The organism is Pseudomonas sp. CFBP13509 (assembly GCF_005233485.1).
Lineage (GTDB): Bacteria > Pseudomonadota > Gammaproteobacteria > Pseudomonadales > Pseudomonadaceae > Aquipseudomonas > Aquipseudomonas marginalis.
Window position 1 is genome coordinate 1 of the sequence record NZ_QGAA01000002.1, and the last position, 17,351, is coordinate 17,351.

The 17,351-nt window shown below is 60.9% G+C and carries 18 protein-coding genes; 11 read left to right on the forward strand and 7 right to left on the reverse strand.

Annotated elements, in window-relative coordinates; translation table 11 throughout:
• Positions 1-317: 317 nt before the first annotated feature.
• Both PspCFBP13509_RS03435 and PspCFBP13509_RS03440 read right to left on the reverse strand, forming a co-directional pair.
• Entirely contained in the window at positions 318-1,811 is a 1,494-nt protein-coding gene (locus PspCFBP13509_RS03435) for a CoA-acylating methylmalonate-semialdehyde dehydrogenase (protein WP_137211567.1), read from the reverse strand.
• A 40-nt stretch (positions 1,812-1,851) separates the two neighbouring features.
• Complete coding sequence (locus PspCFBP13509_RS03440) at positions 1,852-3,201, reverse strand: aspartate aminotransferase family protein (protein ID WP_065925520.1); 1,350 nt, start codon at positions 3,199-3,201, stop codon at positions 1,852-1,854.
• Between the two features lie 126 nt (positions 3,202-3,327).
• Here PspCFBP13509_RS03440 and PspCFBP13509_RS03445 point away from each other — a divergent pair, with 126 nt between their 5' ends.
• From PspCFBP13509_RS03445 to PspCFBP13509_RS03470, 6 genes are all read left to right on the forward strand, one after another.
• Positions 3,328-4,248 carry a LysR family transcriptional regulator gene (locus tag PspCFBP13509_RS03445; RefSeq protein ID WP_027607943.1) on the forward strand — a complete coding sequence of 307 codons (921 nt, stop codon included), beginning with the start codon at positions 3,328-3,330 and terminating at the stop codon, positions 4,246-4,248.
• 88 nt (positions 4,249-4,336) lie between these two features.
• Complete coding sequence (locus tag PspCFBP13509_RS03450) at positions 4,337-5,731, forward strand: uracil-xanthine permease family protein (protein WP_065925521.1); 1,395 nt, start codon at positions 4,337-4,339, stop codon at positions 5,729-5,731.
• 87 nt (positions 5,732-5,818) lie between these two features.
• Positions 5,819-6,478 (forward strand): TetR/AcrR family transcriptional regulator, encoded by a 660-nt coding sequence (locus PspCFBP13509_RS03455; protein WP_027607945.1) that lies wholly within the window; start codon positions 5,819-5,821, stop codon positions 6,476-6,478.
• A 12-nt stretch (positions 6,479-6,490) separates the two neighbouring features.
• On the forward strand, positions 6,491-7,072 hold the full coding sequence (locus PspCFBP13509_RS03460) for an IMPACT family protein (protein WP_065940975.1): 582 nt from the start codon (positions 6,491-6,493) through the stop codon (positions 7,070-7,072).
• 56 nt (positions 7,073-7,128) lie between these two features.
• Positions 7,129-7,815, forward strand: coding sequence for an SDR family oxidoreductase (locus PspCFBP13509_RS03465; protein WP_065947188.1), 687 nt, complete (start codon positions 7,129-7,131; stop codon positions 7,813-7,815).
• A gap of 146 nt (positions 7,816-7,961) precedes the next feature.
• On the forward strand, positions 7,962-9,320 hold the full coding sequence (locus tag PspCFBP13509_RS03470; protein WP_065925524.1) for an 8-oxoguanine deaminase: 1,359 nt from the start codon (positions 7,962-7,964) through the stop codon (positions 9,318-9,320).
• A 104-nt stretch (positions 9,321-9,424) separates the two neighbouring features.
• Here the strand turns inward: PspCFBP13509_RS03470 and PspCFBP13509_RS03475 are convergent, their stop codons facing one another.
• Positions 9,425-10,516 carry a calcium:proton antiporter gene (locus tag PspCFBP13509_RS03475; RefSeq protein WP_065925525.1) on the reverse strand — a complete coding sequence of 364 codons (1,092 nt, stop codon included), beginning with the start codon at positions 10,514-10,516 and terminating at the stop codon, positions 9,425-9,427.
• Positions 10,517-10,710: 194 nt separating this feature from the next.
• Between PspCFBP13509_RS03475 and PspCFBP13509_RS03480 the strand changes: the two genes are divergently transcribed.
• Entirely contained in the window at positions 10,711-11,664 is a 954-nt protein-coding gene (locus tag PspCFBP13509_RS03480; protein WP_043051475.1) for an adenosine deaminase, read from the forward strand.
• A 72-nt stretch (positions 11,665-11,736) separates the two neighbouring features.
• Here the strand turns inward: PspCFBP13509_RS03480 and PspCFBP13509_RS03485 are convergent, their stop codons facing one another.
• Positions 11,737-12,432, reverse strand: a complete 696-nt coding sequence (locus PspCFBP13509_RS03485) for an ArsR/SmtB family transcription factor (RefSeq protein WP_065925527.1) — start codon at positions 12,430-12,432, stop codon at positions 11,737-11,739.
• A gap of 134 nt (positions 12,433-12,566) precedes the next feature.
• Complete coding sequence (locus PspCFBP13509_RS03490) at positions 12,567-13,496, reverse strand: LysR family transcriptional regulator (protein ID WP_065925528.1); 930 nt, start codon at positions 13,494-13,496, stop codon at positions 12,567-12,569.
• 115 nt (positions 13,497-13,611) lie between these two features.
• Between PspCFBP13509_RS03490 and PspCFBP13509_RS03495 the strand changes: the two genes are divergently transcribed.
• The 3 genes from PspCFBP13509_RS03495 to PspCFBP13509_RS03505 all read left to right on the forward strand — a co-directional run bounded on the left by PspCFBP13509_RS03495 (position 13,612) and on the right by PspCFBP13509_RS03505 (position 15,273).
• Positions 13,612-13,905 carry a putative quinol monooxygenase gene (locus tag PspCFBP13509_RS03495; RefSeq protein WP_065925529.1) on the forward strand — a complete coding sequence of 98 codons (294 nt, stop codon included), beginning with the start codon at positions 13,612-13,614 and terminating at the stop codon, positions 13,903-13,905.
• A gap of 24 nt (positions 13,906-13,929) precedes the next feature.
• On the forward strand, positions 13,930-14,943 hold the full coding sequence (locus PspCFBP13509_RS03500) for a zinc-binding alcohol dehydrogenase family protein (RefSeq protein WP_065947186.1): 1,014 nt from the start codon (positions 13,930-13,932) through the stop codon (positions 14,941-14,943).
• A 147-nt stretch (positions 14,944-15,090) separates the two neighbouring features.
• On the forward strand, positions 15,091-15,273 hold the full coding sequence (locus PspCFBP13509_RS03505) for a hypothetical protein (protein WP_027607955.1): 183 nt from the start codon (positions 15,091-15,093) through the stop codon (positions 15,271-15,273).
• Positions 15,274-15,281: 8 nt separating this feature from the next.
• Here the strand turns inward: PspCFBP13509_RS03505 and PspCFBP13509_RS03510 are convergent, their stop codons facing one another.
• Both PspCFBP13509_RS03510 and PspCFBP13509_RS03515 read right to left on the reverse strand, forming a co-directional pair.
• Entirely contained in the window at positions 15,282-16,475 is a 1,194-nt protein-coding gene (locus PspCFBP13509_RS03510; protein WP_137211568.1) for a multidrug effflux MFS transporter, read from the reverse strand.
• An 85-nt stretch (positions 16,476-16,560) separates the two neighbouring features.
• Positions 16,561-16,758, reverse strand: a complete 198-nt coding sequence (locus PspCFBP13509_RS03515; protein ID WP_027607957.1) for a heavy-metal-associated domain-containing protein — start codon at positions 16,756-16,758, stop codon at positions 16,561-16,563.
• 147 nt (positions 16,759-16,905) lie between these two features.
• Between PspCFBP13509_RS03515 and PspCFBP13509_RS03520 the strand changes: the two genes are divergently transcribed.
• Positions 16,906-17,286 carry a hypothetical protein gene (locus PspCFBP13509_RS03520; protein ID WP_027607958.1) on the forward strand — a complete coding sequence of 127 codons (381 nt, stop codon included), beginning with the start codon at positions 16,906-16,908 and terminating at the stop codon, positions 17,284-17,286.
• The last annotated feature ends 65 nt before the right edge of the window (positions 17,287-17,351 follow it).

A 17,351-nucleotide genomic window follows, 5' to 3' on the forward strand; every position in this document is an offset into this window, starting at 1 on the left:
TACAGCGTTACACGCTGCTGTCAACACCTCTTTTTCTCCGCTTTCGACCGAGAAGATCGAATCGTTAATAGCGTCAAACAACATGACTCTATCAACTCCTTCTGGGCTTCGATGAACTGAAGCAATCCGCTGCCTTATTCTGCATAACTCTTTGTTTACCAAGGAGTTTTACGTTTCGACTGCGCCGGAAGTGGGGCGAATTATAGACTTCCAGGATCTGCCGTCAACCTTCTTTTTCATCTTTCTGTCATATAAGTCAAAAACGCCCAAAAACGCAAAAGCCGGCCCCAAGGGGCCGGCTTTCTGCTTGCTGAGCCTTATAGGCTAGGGAACGCGAATTGCGACGCTTCATGGCTGGCCCGCTGCGGCCAACGCTGGGTGATCGCCTTGCGGCGGGTGTAGAAACGCACCCCATCCGGCCCATAGGCGTGCAAGTCGCCAAACAACGAACGCTTCCAGCCACCAAAGCTGTGATACGCCACCGGTACTGGCAATGGAACATTCACACCGACCATACCCACTTCAATTTCGTCACAGAACAGACGCGCCGCTTCCCCGTCACGGGTGAAGATACACGTACCGTTGCCATACTCGTGATCGTTGATCAGTTGCATCGCCGCTTCCAGGCTGCTCACCCGGACCACGCACAATACCGGCCCGAAGATCTCTTCCTTATAGATGCGCATCTCAGGCGTCACACGGTCAAACAGACTGCCCCCCAGGAAGAAGCCGTCTTCATTCCCGGCAATACTCAGTCCACGACCATCAACCACCAACTCCGCACCAGACGCAACACCGTCCTCTATATAGCCGCTGACCTTATCCCGCGCCTGGCCCGTCACCAGTGGCCCCATATCCAGCCCACAGGTAGTGCCCGCACCGATCTTCAGCGCCTTGATCTGCGGCACCAGCTTGGCGATCAACGCATCCGCCACCTGGTCACCGACACACACCGCCACCGAGATCGCCATGCAGCGTTCGCCGCAGGAACCATAGGCCGCGCCCATCAAAGCACTGACCGCGTTATCCAGGTCAGCATCCGGCATCAGCACCGCATGGTTCTTCGCCCCACCGAGCGCCTGTACGCGCTTACCGCGCTTGGTCGCTTCGGAATAGATGTACTCGGCAATCGGCGTCGACCCCACAAAACTCAACGCCTTGACTTCCGGCGCCTCGATCAACGCATCCACCGCGCCCTTGTCGCCGTGTAAAACACTGAGCACACCTTTGGGAAGACCGGCTTCCTGCAGCAGTTGCGCGATCAACAACGTCGAACTCGGATCACGCTCCGAAGGCTTGAGGATGAAGCAGTTACCGCAAACAATCGCCAGCGGATACATCCACAGCGGCACCATCGCCGGGAAGTTGAACGGGGTAATACCCGCCACCACACCCAACGGCTGGAAATCAGACCAGGCATCGATATTCGGCCCAACATTACGGCTGTACTCGCCCTTGAGAATCTCCGGCGCCGAACACGCGTACTCCACGTTCTCGATCCCGCGCTTGAGTTCGCCAGCGGCATCTTCCAGCGTCTTGCCATGCTCCTCACTGATCAGCTGCGAAATGCGCGCTTCGTTCTGCTCCAGCAATTGCTTGAACCGGAACATGACCTGGGCGCGCTTGGCCGCCGGTGTGTTACGCCAAGCCGGAAAGGCCGCCTTGGCCGAGTCAATAGCACGTTGAATGGTTTCGCGGCTGGCCAGTGGCACCTGGTGAATCACCAGGCCGGTGGACGGGTTATACACATCGGCAGTACGGCCGGATTCACTGACCAACTCACCGTTGATCAAATGCTGGATAAGGCTCATGCAGGGCTCCTGAAAAGTTGTTCTATATAGAAGGAGGAAATCAGTCGATCTTGCTCAGCACTTCGCCGACCGCATCGAACAGACGATCCAGGTCCTGCGGTTTGCTGTTGAAGGTTGGCCCGAACTGCAGAGTGTCACCACCAAAGCGCACATAGAAGCCGGCTTTCCACAGAGCCATGCCGGCCTCGAATGGACGCACGATGGCATCACCGTCACGCGGCGCAATCTGAATCGCACCGGCCAGGCCGTAGTTACGGATGTCGATCACGTTCTTGCTGCCCTTCAGGCCGTGCAGCGCATTCTCAAAGTGCGGGGCGACTTCAGCCACGCTCTGCACCAGGTTTTCCTTCTGCAGCAGGTCCAACGCCGCCAGGCCGGCCGCGCAGGCAACCGGGTGCGCCGAGTAGGTGTAGCCGTGGGGGAATTCCACAGCGTACTCAGGCGTCGCCTGGTTCATGAAGGTCTGATAGATCTCGCTGCTGGCAATCACCGCGCCCATGGGGATCGCGCCGTTGGTGACTTGCTTGGCGATGCACATCAGGTCCGGGGTCACGCCAAAGCTGTCAGCGCCAAACATCGAACCGGTACGACCAAAGCCCGTGATCACTTCGTCGAATACCAACAGAATGTTGTGCTGGTCGCAGATCTCACGCAGGCGCTTGAGGTAACCCTGTGGCGGCACCAGCACGCCAGCGGAGCCGGCCATTGGCTCGACAAACACCGCGGCAATGTTCGACGCGTCGTGCAGTTCGATCAGTTTGAGCAACTCATCGGCCAAGGCGATACCGCCCTGCTCCGGCATGCCCCGGGAGAACGCATTGCTCGCCAGCAGGGTATGCGGAAGATGATCAACATCCATCATCGCCTGACCAAACATCTTGCGGTTGCCGTTGACGCCGCCCAGGCTGGTACCGGCGATGTTCACACCGTGATAACCACGGGCGCGACCGATCATCTTGGTCTTGGTGGCCTGGCCCTTCAGACGCCAGTAGGCACGCACCATCTTCACCGCGGTATCGGCGCACTCGGAACCGGAGTCGGTGAAGAACACGTGATTCAGGTTGCCTGGGGTCAAATCGGTAATTTTTTCCGCCAGCTGGAAGGACAGTGGATGGCCGTACTGGAAGCCTGGGGAGTAGTCCAGCGTGCCCAGTTGCTTGGCGACCGCCTCCTGGATTTCCTTGCGCGTATGCCCGGCGCCACAGGTCCACAGGCCCGACAACGAGTCGTACACCTTGCGCCCCTTGTCATCGGTCAACCAGCTGCCTTCGGCGGCCACGATCAGGCGCGGGTCACGCTGAAAGTTACGGTTGGCGGTGTAAGGCATCCAGTGAGCGTCCAACTTCAATTGGCTGGCCAGGGACGATGGGGCGTTTTCGGGCATGTTCATCAGCAAAACCTCGCAGGGCAAAAGGCAGCGTCGGGATTGAAAAAGCGTTGTTGCAGCTAAATTGCCACGGGGATAAAGTCGGTGAAATCCAACTCTTCTAACCTTCAGTCAGGCCTTCACTAAACTATGAGCAGCCGTCGACCCGATCCCCTGGCCCAAGTCAGCGACTTCGATATTCGTCTGTTGCGCATCTTTCGCAGCGTCGTGGAGTGCGGCGGCTTCTCGGCAGCGGAAACCGTGCTCGGCATCGGCCGTTCCGCCATCAGCCAGCAAATGAGCGACCTTGAGCAGCGGCTCGGATTAAGACTTTGCCAACGCGGCCGTGCCGGTTTCTCGCTGACCGAAGAAGGCCGCGAGGTCTACCAATCGGCCCTGCAACTATTAAGCGCCCTGGAAAGTTTCCGCACCGAGGTCAACGGCCTGCACCAGCATTTGCGCGGCGAGTTGATCATCGGCCTCACCGACAACCTGGTGACCCTGCCCCACATGCGCATCACCCACGCCCTGGCACAGTTGAAGGAACGTGGACCGGACGTACAGATCCAGATCCGCATGATCGCCCCCAACGAAGTCGAACAAGGCGTACTCGACGGCCGCCTGCATGTCGGTGTGGTGCCCCAGGCCAGCGCCCTGTCCGGCCTGGAGTACCAGGCGCTGTACAGCGAACGCTCACTGCTTTACTGCGCGGTTGGCCACCCCCTGTTTTATGCCGACGACAAGCAACTGGGCGACGAGCGCATCGACGCCCAGGACGCCATCGCCCCCACCTTCCGCCTGCCCGCCGAGATCCAGGCCCACTACCAGGCGCTCAACTGCACCGCCAGCGCCTCGGACCGCGAAGGCATGGCATTCCTGATTCTCACCGGTCGCTACATCGGTTACCTGCCCGACCACTACGCCAGCCTATGGGTACAACAAGGCCGACTGCGCGCGCTGAAACCGGCTACGCGCTTTTACGATTTAAGCCTCGCATCGGTCACGCGCAAAGGCCGTCGCCCTCATTTGGTGCTGGAAAGCTTCCTGGAAAGCCTGGCAGCAACGCGCTAACTCGGGCTTCGCGCAAAAAGCTGAGCACCTGGACAGCTTTTTGCAAGGACACAGGGACCTAGAACCGTCCGCCTCGAGTTTGCTTGCCATGCCACCAGAATCCTCCAGCCCCAGCGACCTGATCTACGGTCTCAATGACCGCCCCAAACCCGCCCCTGCATTGCTGGCCGCACTGCAACATGTGCTGGCCGCCTTTGTCGGCATCATCACGCCACCGCTGATCATCGGCTCCACACTGGGCCTGACCGCACACTTGCCCTACCTGATCAGCATGGCGTTGATGGTGTCCGGTGTCGGCACATTTATTCAAGCGCGCAGGCCATTCGGGATCGGCGCCGGAATGATCTGCCTGCAAGGCACCAGCTTTGCGTTTCTCGGCGCGGTGCTGTCGGCCGGGTTTCTGGTCAAGCAACGCGGCGGCAGCCCGGAAGACATCATGGCAATGATCTTCGGCGTGTGCTTTTTCGGCGCTGCCGTGCAGATCATTCTCAGCCGCTTTATTGGTCAACTGCGCCGAGTGATCACCCCGCTGGTGACCGGGATTGTCATTACCCTGATCGGCATCAGCCTGATCAAGGTCGGTATCACCGACCTGGGCGGCGGTTTCAACGCACCGGACTTCGGCGCACCGGCCAATCTTGCGTTGGGCCTGTTCGTGGTGCTGACCATCATCTTGCTCAACCGCTCCAACACACCCTGGGTGCGCCTCTCGGCGATCATCATCGGCCTGGCCCTCGGCAGCCTCGCCGCCTGGTTCAGCGGCAAGCTGGTCCCCCAGGCCCTGGGCGACTTGCCTTTGGTCAGCCTGCCGATCCCGTTTCGATTCGGCTTCAACTTCGACTGGAGCGCCTTCCTGCCGATCGCGCTGATTTATCTGATCAGCAGCATCGAAACCGTCGGCGACCTCACCGCCAACTGCATGATCGCGCGCCAGCCCATCAGCGGCCCTTCCTATATAAGCCGGCTCAAAGGCGGCGTCCTCGGCGATGGCGTCAGTTGCATGATCGCCGCCACGTTCAGCGCCTTCCCCAACACCACCTTTGCCCAGAACAACGGCGTGATCCAACTGACCGGCGTGGCCAGCCGTTACGTCGGCCTGTACATCGGCGTGGTGCTGTTCTGCCTGGGTTTGTTCCCGCTGATCGGTGCCGTGCTGCAACAAATCCCCAAGCCCGTATTGGGCGGCGCAACCCTGGTGATGTTCGGCAGTGTGGCCGCCGCCGGCGTACGCATCCTCGCCCAGGCACCACTGGACCGTCGCAGCATGCTGATCATCGCCACCTCGTTCGGCGTCGGCCTGGGCATCGCCGCCCAACCGAACCTGCTGCACCTGATGCCAACCCTGGTGCAGAACCTGTTCGACTCAGCCATCACCAGCGGCGGCCTGACCGCCATCGTGTTGTGCCTGTTACTGCCGGAATCCAAGGTGCCCGCTCCTGACGCAAACCACGCGCAGGAAAGCGACACCCTGGAACCGCTTTGACGGTTTTATTGCATCGGGACTTGTCTGAGGCTTGAGGGTGGGTTATCTGTGCACACGTCGTCTCTATCGATCAGCACGGAAACCTCCATGAGCCTCGAAGTTCCTGCCCACAGCAACCACGCCGGTAAGCCCGCCAGCCGCATTCGGCAAAAGAACGAACAAGCGATTCTCCAGGCTGCTGAAGATGAGTTCGCGCGCCATGGCTACAAGGGCACCAGCATGAACACCATTGCTGCCAGCGCCGGGCTGCCCAAGGCCAACTTGCACTACTACTTCACTAACAAGCTGGGCCTGTATATCGCAGTGCTCAGCAATATCCTCGAACTGTGGGACAGCACCTTCAACACGCTGACCGCCGAGGACGACCCGGCCGTAGCCCTCTCCCGCTACATCCGCACCAAGATGGAGTTTTCGCGGCGCCAGCCCCAGGCCTCGCGGATCTTCGCCATGGAGATCATCAGCGGCGGCGAATGCCTGACCGAATACTTCAGCCAGGACTATCGCGCCTGGTTCAGTGGTCGGGCGGCGGTGTTCCAGGCCTGGATCGACGCCGGCAAGATGGACCCCATCGACCCCGTGCACCTGATCTTCCTGTTGTGGGGCAGCACTCAGCACTATGCCGACTTCGCCACCCAGATCTGCCGCGTCACCGGTCGCACCAAGCTGACCAAGCAGGATATGGAAGACGCCGGCACCAACCTGATCCACATCATTCTCAAGGGCTGCGGCATCAAGCCGGCCCTCTAGACGAAGCCACTTATGTCTTTCACGCTCACCGGCCTTTGCGAGTTCCGCGAAGAAATTCGCAAAAGCCGCTTCATCACCCTGGCCGCACCGATCACCAGCCCGCAAGAAGCCCAGGCATTTTTCGAGCAGCACAGCGACCTTAACGCCACGCACAACTGCTGGGCCTGGAAGCTGGCCGATCAATACCGCAGCAGTGACGACGGCGAACCCGGCGGCACCGCAGGACGGCCCATCCTGGCGGCCATCGAGGCCCAAGGCTTCGATCAGGTCGCGGTGCTGGTGATTCGCTGGTATGGCGGCATACAACTCGGTACCGGCGGCCTGGCCCGCGCCTATGGCGGCGGTGCGAACAAGTGCCTGCAAAATGCCGAGCGCATCGAACTGATCAGCCGCGTGCCGCTGAGTTGCGCCTGCGGATTCTCCGAGCTGAACCTGGTCAAATTGCGCGTCGCCGAGTTGGGCGGGCTGGTGCTGGAGGAAACCTTCACCGCCAATGGCGTGGAGTTACAACTGGCCCTGGGCGATGCCCACATCGACACCCTGCAAACCCAGCTCGCCGACCTGAGCCGTGGGCGCATCCTGCTGCAACGCTGAAACTGCTAATGTTGTTCGCTGAACACCCTGAACCGCGACTTTTAAAGGAAGCCTTCATGTCTACGCCAAAAACCGCACTGATCATCGGCGCCTCACGCGGGCTGGGCCTCGGCCTGGTCAAGCAATTGCTCCAGGAAGGCTGGGACGTGACCGCCACCGTGCGTGACCCGAACAAGGCCGATGCCCTGAAAGCCGTGGGCCCGGTGCAGATCGAGAAACTCGACATGGACGATCAGCAAGCCGTGATCGCCCTGAACCAACGCCTCAAGGACCGCACCTTCGACCTGTTGTTCGTCAACGCAGGCGTCAAGGGCCCCGCCAATCAAGAACCTGGCCATGCCACCCTGGCGGAAGTCGGCCAGCTGTTCTTCACCAACGCCGTGGCGCCGATCAACCTGGCCCAGCGCTTCGTCGGGCAGATCCGCAAGGACAGCGGCGTGCTGGCGTTCATGAGTTCAGTACTGGGCAGCGTGACCATCCCCGACGGCTCGGACCTGGCGCTGTACAAGGCCAGCAAGGCCGCACTCAACTCCATGACCAACAGCTTCATTACCCAACTGGGCGATCACAAACTTACCGTGCTGTCGCTGCACCCGGGCTGGGTGAAGACCGACATGGGCGGCGAAAATGCGCACATCGATGTCGACACCAGCGTGCGCGGCCTGGTAGACCAAGTGAACGCCTACACCGGCAAGGGCGGCCATCACTTCGTGGACTACAAAGGCGACACCATCGCCTGGTAAGCCGCACAGGGTCGTTATCGAGCGATTGCCGTCGATAACGATCCGCGCGTAGACTGCCCACCTCGCCCTCACCGGCGACCCTGGATCAGCAGACAGGGCATCACTGAGCTGGCAAACCTGAACCCATCATTCAGAGGAGCCGGCCAATGCCTGCGACCCGTATCTGGTTAAAAACCCCCCTCGCGATTTTCACCGCCAACGGCCTCGACGCCCGTGGCGGCCTGGTGCTGCAAGACGGTGTGATCGCCGAAGTGCTGGCACAGGGTCAGGAACCCGCACAGCCCTGCGCCCAAGTGTTCGATGCGCGTGAGCATGTGGTCCTGCCCGGGCTGATCAACACCCACCATCACTTCTATCAAACCCTGACCCGCGCCTGGGCGCCGGTGGTCAATCAGCCCTTGTTTCCCTGGTTGAAAACCCTGTACCCGGTCTGGGCACGACTGACTCCGGAAAAACTCGCCCTGGCATCGAAGGTGGCGCTCGCGGAGTTGCTGCTCTCGGGCTGCACCACGGCGGCAGACCACCACTATCTGTTCCCCGACGGCCTGGAAAACGCCATCGATGTACAAGTCGACAGCGTGCGCGAACTGGGTATGCGCGCCATGCTCACCCGCGGCTCCATGAGCCTGGGCGAAGCCGACGGCGGCCTGCCACCGCAACAGACCGTGCAACAGGGCCAGGTCATCCTTGACGACAGCCAGCGCCTGATCCGCGAATATCATCAGCGCGGCGACGGCGCGTACATCCAGATTGCCCTGGCGCCCTGCTCACCGTTTTCCGTCACCCCGCAAATCATGCAAGCCAGCGCCGAACTGGCCAACAGCCTGGATGTGCGCCTGCACACCCACCTGGCCGAAACCCTCGACGAAGAAGATTTCTGCCTGCAGCGCTTCGGACTGCGCACGGTGGATTACCTGGACAGCGTCGGCTGGCTCGGCCCGCGTACCTGGCTGGCCCATGGCATTCACTTCAACCCGGATGAAATTGCGCGCCTGGGCGCCGCCGGTACGGGCATCTGTCATTGCCCAAGCTCAAATATGCGCCTGGCCTCCGGCATCTGCCCGACCCTGGACCTGATGGCTGCCGGCGCGCCCATCGGCCTGGGTGTTGACGGCTCTGCCTCCAACGATGCGTCGAACATGATCCTCGAAACCCGTCAGGCCCTGTACATCCAGCGCCTGCGTTACGGTGCCGAAAAGATCACCCCTGAAGGCGTGCTGGGTTGGGCGACCAAGGGGTCGGCGCAGCTACTGGGGCGTACGGACATTGGTGAATTGGCCGTAGGCAAACAGGCCGACCTGGCGCTGTTCAAACTGGATGAGCTGCGTTTCTCCGGCAGCCATGATCCGATCTCCGCACTGCTGCTGTGCGGCGCGGATCGGGCGGACCGGGTGATGATCGGCGGCAAATGGCGGGTTATCGACGGACAGGTGGAAGGCCTGGACCTGAAAGGCTTGATCGCCGATCACAGCCAGGCGGCGCGTAACCTGATCCATCCCCTGTAGGAGCGAGGGGGACGCCTAGTTCTTGCTCGTGAAAAACGTCAACGATAACGCGGGTTTTCTGGTTTAACGCGGCGCTCTCAGGTTCTTCGCGAGCAAGCTCGCTCCTACAGGCCCAACAGCGACAACATGATAAAGGTCGCAAACAACACAAAATGGGTCATCCCTTCGATGGCATTGGTTTCGCCATCGTTGAGGTTGATCGCACTGACGATCAGCGTGATCAACACCATCACCGTTTGCACCGGCGTCATCGCCATCTGGAACGGCTGGCCGGTATAGAGCGCCATGGCTTCCATCACCGGCACCGTCAGGATCACCGTCGACAACGACGCACCCAGCGCGATGTTCACCACCGACTGCATGCGGTTGGCCAGCGCAGCGCGCAAGGCCGTCAGAATCTCCGGTGCCGCCGAAATAGCCGCCACCACAATCGCCGTGATCACCGGCGGTGCACCCGTACCTTCCAGGCCCAGGTCGAGGGTCTTGGACATCACCTCGGCCAGCGCGCCAATCACAATTACGCCAAACACCAGGGTACCGATGGAGAACGCCAGGTTCACCGGCGGCGACTCTTGTTCCTCCGGCAGCTTCTTGCGACGCTTTTCCGGGTAGCTGTAGCTGAAGAAATAACTGTGGGGCCCTACCTGCATGCGCAGGAACAAGGTGTAGAGCACCACCATCGCGCCGATGGTGAAGGCCGAGTAAATTTTCCAGTCGGCTTCTGGGATAAATTCCGGCACCACCATCGACACGCCCATGGCGGTCAGGATCATTACGCTGTAGGTCCGCGCCGAATCATCATTGTAGGACTGTTCGCCATGCTTGATGCCGCCCATCAACGCTGCCAAACCGAGGATGCCGTTGATATCGAGCATCACCGCCGAATAGATGGTGTCGCGCACCAGAGTGGGTGACGGCTCATTGCTCATCATGATCGCCAGGATCACCACCTCCACCAGCACTGCGGCAAGGGTCAGGATCATGGTGCCGTAGGGATCGCCGACTTTTTCTGCCAGTTGCTCGGCGTGGTGGGCCACGCGCATCGACGCCACGACGATAAAACCGATCAACACCACGCCGGCCAACAGTGCCACCATTTGCCCGCTGTGCAGCATCCAGTGCTCCAGCGGGTAGGCGGCGATGGCGGCAATCAGCGCCAGCAGCATGAATTTTTCTTGCTTGAGGGATGTGAGCATTCCGGGCCTTTTAGTACGGCAAATCAGTCATTGATGGGGTACAGACTGCGCCAAGCCGCTAACGTTTCGTTACACCTTAGTTCACACAGCCCTTGCGTGAATAAATCGAATACTCTCCTGCTGGTCAGGTTTTGCCGATTATTTAAGCCACGGCCTGTAGAATGCCGCCATTGCACCTGATGAGAATTTAGAAAATGTACGATTGGCTCAACGCCCTGCCCAAGGCTGAATTGCACCTGCACCTGGAGGGCTCGCTGGAGCCTGAGCTGCTGTTCGCCCTGGCCGAGCGCAACAAGATCGCGCTGCCGTGGAACGACGTCGAAACCCTGCGCAAGGCCTATGCCTTCAACAACCTGCAAGAGTTTCTCGACCTGTATTACAAGGGCGCCGATGTGCTGCGCACCTCCCAGGATTTCTACGACCTGACCTGGGCTTACCTGCTGCGCTGCAAAGCCCAGAACGTGATCCACACCGAGCCCTTCTTCGACCCCCAAACCCACACCGACCGTGGCGTACCGTTCGAAGTGGTGCTCAACGGCATCGCCGCTGCGCTCAAAGATGGCGAACAGCAACTGGGCATCACCAGCGGTTTGATCCTCAGTTTCCTGCGCCACCTGAGCGAAGCCGAAGCCGAGAAAACCCTCGACCAGGCACTGCCGTTCCGTGACGCGTTCGTGGCCGTGGGCCTGGACAGTTCAGAAATGGGTCACCCGCCGAGCAAGTTCCAGCGTGTGTTCGACCGTGCCCGTCACGAAGGCTTCCTCACCGTCGCCCACGCCGGCGAAGAAGGCCCGCCCGAGTACATCTGGGAAGCTATCGACCTGCTGAAAATCCAGCGTATCGACCATGGCGTACGTGCCATCGAAGACGAGCGCCTGATGCAGCGCATCATCGATGAGCAGATCCCGTTGACCGTCTGCCCGCTGTCCAACACCAAGCTCTGTGTGTTCGACGACATGGCCCAGCACAACATCCTCGACATGCTCGAGCGTGGCGTGAAGGTCACGGTGAACTCCGATGACCCGGCGTACTTCGGCGGCTATGTCACCGAGAACTTCCACGCGCTGTACACCTCGCTGGGCATGACCCAGGACCAGGCCAAACGCCTGGCGCAGAACAGCCTGGATGCGCGCCTGGTAAAACCCTGACCGGACGCAAAGCCATCATCGCCAGGTCCATGGAATCAAAAAGGCCAGGGCGATGATGGCAAACCCTCAAGGCTAAGATTGTTCGGACATGGCCAATCGGGCGATTTCTGCCAGCCCGTTGTCGTTGAGCTGCACCGCCTGGGACTCATTGACCAGGCTGATCCAGTTCGATTGCAGGAACAACTGCAACAGCCCCGCACCCAGCGCGCCGCCCAGGTGCGGTTGCCGCTGGCTCCAATCGAAGCAGTCGCACACCAGTGGCGACGCCAGCGCCTGGGTGTAAATACCCAGGCCCGCCAGGTGCTGTGCGCCCTTGATCGTCACCTCAATGCGTTGCTCATGACGCTCGATCCACCCCGCCACCAACATCCGCTCACGCAGCTGCGCCGCCACTTCGCCGCCGAGGTGGCCCTGGCACAGCCGTGCATGTCGCAACAATGGCGGCGCCACCAACACCGGCGGTGAAGCATGCGGCGCACTACGTGCGGCGCTGGCCAGGGTCGTACTGGCCAAGGCATCGATGGCGACGCTGACATCGGCCGCCGCCACGCGGAACAGTCGCTTGCCACGCCGGCCCTCGGTACGCAGCAAGCCACTCCCCGTCAGCCGTGCCAGATGCGCATTCGCCGAGGCCGGTGACAGCCCGGCAAGCAGCGCCAATTCCTCCGAGGACTTGGCCGAGCCGTCCATCAGGGACCAGAGCATGGCGGTGCGTTTGGGTTCGGCGAGCAAGCTGGCGATCTGACTGATGCATGGTGCCTGTTCCATCGATTCACTCCCTGTCGAATTATTTTTCTGCTGTGGTGGGCGCCAAAGTATAGGTGCGTAAACCAGCGGTTCCGCGGCGTCTGACAGCATGAATAGGGACATGAGCTGAGTGAAATTTCCTTGTGTGATGGAGGCTAATACGTCGTACCCAATCGCTCCGGCAATTGAGCGGTCAATGTCGCACAGCGCGACACGAGCATTTCCCGCAGCAGGTTGATGGGTTTGCTCAACTGGGCCCGATGGGCGCACAACAAATTGAGCGGTGTGCGCTCGCCACGCAATTCAGGCAAGACCAGGCGCAAGCGCCCGGCCAGTACATCGGTGCTCACATCCAGCCAGGATTTGTAGGCAATGCCCACGCCCGCCACCGCCCAGCGGCGCACCACATCGGCATCGTCGCTGAAGCGATCACCACCGACCGTGAGGCTGACTTCGCGTTTGCCATCGTGGAAGCTCCAGTGGTCATGCACTCGGCTGCCAAGCATGTAAAGCAAGCAATTGTGCTGGGCCAATTGCTCCAGCTGTCGCGGCTCGCCATAACGCGCGAGATAGCTGGGGGCTGCGCACAACACGCGAACGTTGTGCGGCGCGACGGGCAGGGCGACCAGGCTGGAGTCTTCGGGCTCGCCATAGCGCAGGGCAATGTCCACCGGCTGGCGGAACAGGTCGGCAATCCGATCGCCCAGCAGCAGGCGCACGGTGAGTTGCGGGTACTCGTGCTGAAATTCGTCCAGCCAGGGCAGTAGTTGGTTGCGGCCGAAATCCGAGGGGGCCGAGAGTTGCAACACCCCACTGACATGGTCCTGGCCACTGGCCAACAATCGCCGTCCTTCGTCCAGGGCGCTCAACGCAGTCCGGGCATATTCCAGGAAGCCTTCACCTTCGGCGGTCAGGCGCAGGCTGCGGGTGGAGCGCGCCAGCAAACGCGTGCCCAGTTGCTGTTCGATACGCTTGAGCGCCGCGCTGGCCACGGCGGGCGAAAGGTCCATCACCCGCGCCGCCGCCGACAAACTGCCCAGGTCCGCGGCGCGTACAAACAACTGCAAATCATCAAAACGCAGCATTCAACCACCCATTATCAAAATATTATTGAAACAGAGTGCTGTTTTAGCCGCTTTTATCTTGCAGGGAAATGGCCAATCATCTGCCCATCCCGTTATCACGTGTCTGGAGTTGAATATGTCCACAGCCTTTAACGTCATCGCCACGCTGATCGCCAAACCTGGCCAACAGGCCACCCTGGAGCCGCTGCTGCGCGACCTGCTGGAACCCACCCGCCTTGAAGCCGGCTGCGAGCAATACGACCTGCACCAGGACCTGCAACACCCTGAGACCTTCTACATGCTCGAACGCTGGAGCGATGACGCCGCACTGGCCGACCACGACCAGAGTGCGCATATCCAACATTTTCGCGCCAAAGCCGCTGATGTCATCGAACACTTCGAACTCAAGCGCCTGAAGTTTCTCGCCTGATCACCGCCTTTTTCCGGAGCCCCCATGAAAGCCATTGCTTACTACGCATCATTGCCGATCAACGATGAAAAATCCCTGCAAGACATCCAGCTGCCGGAGCCCGTCGCCGGCCCCCGTGACCTGCTGGTAGAAGTCAAAGCCATCTCGGTCAACCCGGTGGACACCAAGGTGCGCCAGAACGTCGCCCCTGAGAACGGCGCGGCCAAAGTGCTGGGCTGGGACGTGGCCGGTGTGGTCAAGGCCGTCGGCAGTGAAGTGAGCCTGTTCAAAGTCGGCGACAAGGTGTTCTACGCCGGTTCCCTGGTCCGCCCGGGCGCTAACAGCGAACTGCACACCGTCGATGAGCGCATCGTCGGCCATATGCCCAAGAGCCTGGGCTTTGCCGAAGCCGCCGCGCTGCCGCTGACCGCCATCACCGCCTGGGAGCTGCTATTCGAACGCCTGCAAGTGCGTGAAGGTAAAGAGGCGCAAGGCCAGAGCCTGCTCATCGTCGGTGCCGCCGGTGGTGTGGGTTCGATCCTGACCCAACTGGCCAGCCAGCTCACCGCCTTGACGGTGATCGGCACCGCGTCGCGCCCGGAAACCCAGGAATGGACCAAGGCACTCGGCGCCGACCTGGTGATCGACCACAGCCAACCGCTGAGCGAAGCGCTGAAACAAGCCGGCCACCCGCAGGTGACCCACGTCGCCAGCCTGACCCAGACCGAGCATCACCTGGACCAACTGGTCGAAGCGCTGCAACCCCAAGGCAAGCTGGCGCTGATCGACGACCCCAAGGCGCTGGACGTGAGCAAACTCAAGCGCAAGAGCCTGTCGCTGCATTGGGAGTTCATGTACACGCGCTCGATGTTCGAGACCCCGGACATGATCGAGCAGCACAACCTGCTTAATCGCGTGGCCGAACTGATCGACGCCGGCACCTTGAAAACGACGGTGGGCGAGCACTTCGGCGTGATCAATGCGGCGAACCTGCGCCGTGCCCATGCCCTGCTGGAAAGCGGCAAAGCCAAGGGCAAGATCGTGCTGGAAGGGTTCTGAAGATAACGTCTATCAGTGTCGTCCGTTATTCGTGTAAGTGAGGGACGACACCGCTAGTCAGAGAGTTGATCTTTGTCATATTTGTGAGCGTATTCGGGTTTATATTGGCCGCCTTTGCCACGATTCTTTTACGTGAGGAAGTCAGCAATGAAAATCCTGATAAAAGCGTTAGCAAAATCCCCAGGCAATAAATGGCAGGTTCGTCTCGACGGCGACGCGTTCACCTTCCGCAGCGAGGCCGAGGCCCGCGCCTTCGCCGATACCCTGCAAGCCCGCATCCAGGCTCCCCACCGCTTCCCGCTCAGCCAGCAACGCTCCGCCGCTGGCTGACCTGCATTTCAGCCCTGCGCCTGCGCGGCCCTTGCCCGTTGCAGGCGCTGGGTCGACATCGCAATCGTCACCGCCAACACACCGCACAAGCTGATGACCATCGCCATCGGCATCGCCGTGCCGTCGTGCAGCACGCCCACCAACGAAGCCGCCCCTGCCGCCACGCCAAACTGAATGCAACCGAGCAAGGCCGACGCGCTGCCGGCCCGGGCGCCCTGCCCGCTCATGGCACAGGCCGAGGTGTTGGGCAAGATGCAGCCCAGGCTGGCGATACAGATGAACAGCGGTACCAGCAACGGCCATAACGCTTCGGTGCGCAAGGCCGCGATGCCCAACAGTGACAGCGCCGCCAGCAGATAGACCCACACCGTGCGCGACAGCAGAAACGCCGGGCCACGCTTGGCCAGCAGCCGCGCGTTAACCTGTGCAACCAGGATGAACCCCGCGGCGTTGGAACCGAACAGCCAGCCGTAATGCTCGGCGGGCACGCCATAGAGTTTGATAAATACGAACGGGGAGCCGGCGATGTAGGCAAACATCCCGGCAATCGAAATGCCCCCGGTCAGGGCGTAACCGAGGTAGACCCGGTCTGACAACAGCGCGCCATAGCGGCGCAGCGATCCGGACAAGGGTTGACGCGGCTGATGGGCCGGAAAGGTTTCCGGCAAACCGACCGCCACGGCGATCGCCGCCATCACGCTGAAGATCGACAGTGCGAGGACAATCGACTGCCAGCCCCACAACCCGACCATCACACCACCCGCCAATGGCGCAAGGATCGGCGCCAGGCCGGTCACCAGCATCAGTTGCGAATACACCTTGGCCGAGCCCACCGCATCACATTTGTCACTGACCACGGCGCGGGAAATCACCATGCCCGCGCAACCGCCGAGGGCCTGCACGAAACGTGCGCCAATCAGCCATTCCAGGGACGGCGCGTACGCGCAGGCAAAGGACGCCAGGGTAAACAGGGTTACGCCGCTGAGCAGCGGGCCGCGTCGACCAAAGCGGTCTGCCAGTGGGCCATAGATCAGTTGGCCGATGGCCAGGCCGGCGAAATACACCGCCAGGGTCAACTGGATATGTTTTTCGTCGGTCCCGAAGGCCGTCGCCATGGCAGGAAAGCCAGGCAGGTAGAAATCGATCGCCAGCGGCGCGAAGGCGCTCAAGGCGCCCAGAATCAGGATTATGCGGAGGTTCATCAGGCACCCAAGTGTGTCGGCAGCCCGACAGTTTAGCCGCGCTTGGGTGCATTGAATACGATAGCTCGCTAACTATTTGAATGGGTCAGGCGAGCTTGGCGCTGTAGCCCTCTTCGCTGATCAGGCTGATCACTTCCTCGGCAGACAGGCGGCTTTCGACGCCCACCTCTTTCGCCGCCAGGTCGACCTTCACGCTGGCCGCCGGATCCTGGCTCTGCACCGCCTGGGTCACGGCCCGAACGCAGTGGCCGCAGGTCATTCCTTCAACGCTGAATATTTGCATGACATGACTCCTTTGATGAGGTTGAACCCAGTCTTGACCTTGCCACGATGGCAAGGTCAAGTTCTGAAACTTTCGGCCGGGCTGGTATTACACCGCGGCGTCGGCCAAGCTTCACCCATCTTCGATTCAAACCACGGAGCATTCGCTATGCGCTGGTCGTTTTTTGGCCTTGTCGGCCTGATGAGCTTGTCTGCCGCTGCGCCCCAGGCCCTCGCCGCAGAAGACTATGCGGTGCTGATCATTTCCCGCGAACGCCTGGAAGTACCGACCAATTGCGAGATCGGCCTGTACATCCAGGACCAGTTGGCCGGGCGCCTGTTCCAGGAACAGTCCACCTCGTTCAACCTGCCCGCCGGCAATGTGTCGCTGCGCCTGAAACTGCTGCCGGGCCAGTCACCGGGTTGCTTGCCGGGCCTGCTCGCGCCGCCGGCGCAGAACATCACGCTCAAGGCCGGTGACGTACGCAAGTTGCGCATTGCCCAGGGCCCGGAAGGCATGTACCTCAAGCCTGCCGCACTGGAATACTGAAGACGCTTGACCTTCCCCACAGGTCAAGGTTGATCCTAGGGGCAACTTCTCTGGAGGACTGCCCC

Excerpts from the sequence above, each read along its gene's own strand:
- PspCFBP13509_RS03435 (WP_137211567.1), bottom strand. The coding sequence starts at position 1,811 with ATGAGCCTTATCCAGCATTTGATCAACGGTGAGTTGGTCAGTGAATCC.
- PspCFBP13509_RS03440 (WP_065925520.1), bottom strand. The coding sequence starts at position 3,201 with ATGAACATGCCCGAAAACGCCCCATCGTCCCTGGCCAGCCAATTGAAG.
- PspCFBP13509_RS03445 (WP_027607943.1), top strand. The coding sequence starts at position 3,328 with ATGAGCAGCCGTCGACCCGATCCCCTGGCCCAAGTCAGCGACTTCGAT.
- PspCFBP13509_RS03450 (WP_065925521.1), top strand. The coding sequence starts at position 4,337 with ATGCCACCAGAATCCTCCAGCCCCAGCGACCTGATCTACGGTCTCAAT.
- PspCFBP13509_RS03455 (WP_027607945.1), top strand. The coding sequence starts at position 5,819 with ATGAGCCTCGAAGTTCCTGCCCACAGCAACCACGCCGGTAAGCCCGCC.
- PspCFBP13509_RS03460 (WP_065940975.1), top strand. The coding sequence starts at position 6,491 with ATGTCTTTCACGCTCACCGGCCTTTGCGAGTTCCGCGAAGAAATTCGC.
- PspCFBP13509_RS03465 (WP_065947188.1), top strand. The coding sequence starts at position 7,129 with ATGTCTACGCCAAAAACCGCACTGATCATCGGCGCCTCACGCGGGCTG.
- PspCFBP13509_RS03470 (WP_065925524.1), top strand. The coding sequence starts at position 7,962 with ATGCCTGCGACCCGTATCTGGTTAAAAACCCCCCTCGCGATTTTCACC.
- PspCFBP13509_RS03475 (WP_065925525.1), bottom strand. The coding sequence starts at position 10,516 with ATGCTCACATCCCTCAAGCAAGAAAAATTCATGCTGCTGGCGCTGATT.
- PspCFBP13509_RS03480 (WP_043051475.1), top strand. The coding sequence starts at position 10,711 with ATGTACGATTGGCTCAACGCCCTGCCCAAGGCTGAATTGCACCTGCAC.
- PspCFBP13509_RS03485 (WP_065925527.1), bottom strand. The coding sequence starts at position 12,432 with ATGGAACAGGCACCATGCATCAGTCAGATCGCCAGCTTGCTCGCCGAA.
- PspCFBP13509_RS03490 (WP_065925528.1), bottom strand. The coding sequence starts at position 13,496 with ATGCTGCGTTTTGATGATTTGCAGTTGTTTGTACGCGCCGCGGACCTG.
- PspCFBP13509_RS03495 (WP_065925529.1), top strand. The coding sequence starts at position 13,612 with ATGTCCACAGCCTTTAACGTCATCGCCACGCTGATCGCCAAACCTGGC.
- PspCFBP13509_RS03500 (WP_065947186.1), top strand. The coding sequence starts at position 13,930 with ATGAAAGCCATTGCTTACTACGCATCATTGCCGATCAACGATGAAAAA.
- PspCFBP13509_RS03505 (WP_027607955.1), top strand. The coding sequence starts at position 15,091 with ATGAAAATCCTGATAAAAGCGTTAGCAAAATCCCCAGGCAATAAATGG.
- PspCFBP13509_RS03510 (WP_137211568.1), bottom strand. The coding sequence starts at position 16,475 with ATGAACCTCCGCATAATCCTGATTCTGGGCGCCTTGAGCGCCTTCGCG.
- PspCFBP13509_RS03515 (WP_027607957.1), bottom strand. The coding sequence starts at position 16,758 with ATGCAAATATTCAGCGTTGAAGGAATGACCTGCGGCCACTGCGTTCGG.
- PspCFBP13509_RS03520 (WP_027607958.1), top strand. The coding sequence starts at position 16,906 with ATGCGCTGGTCGTTTTTTGGCCTTGTCGGCCTGATGAGCTTGTCTGCC.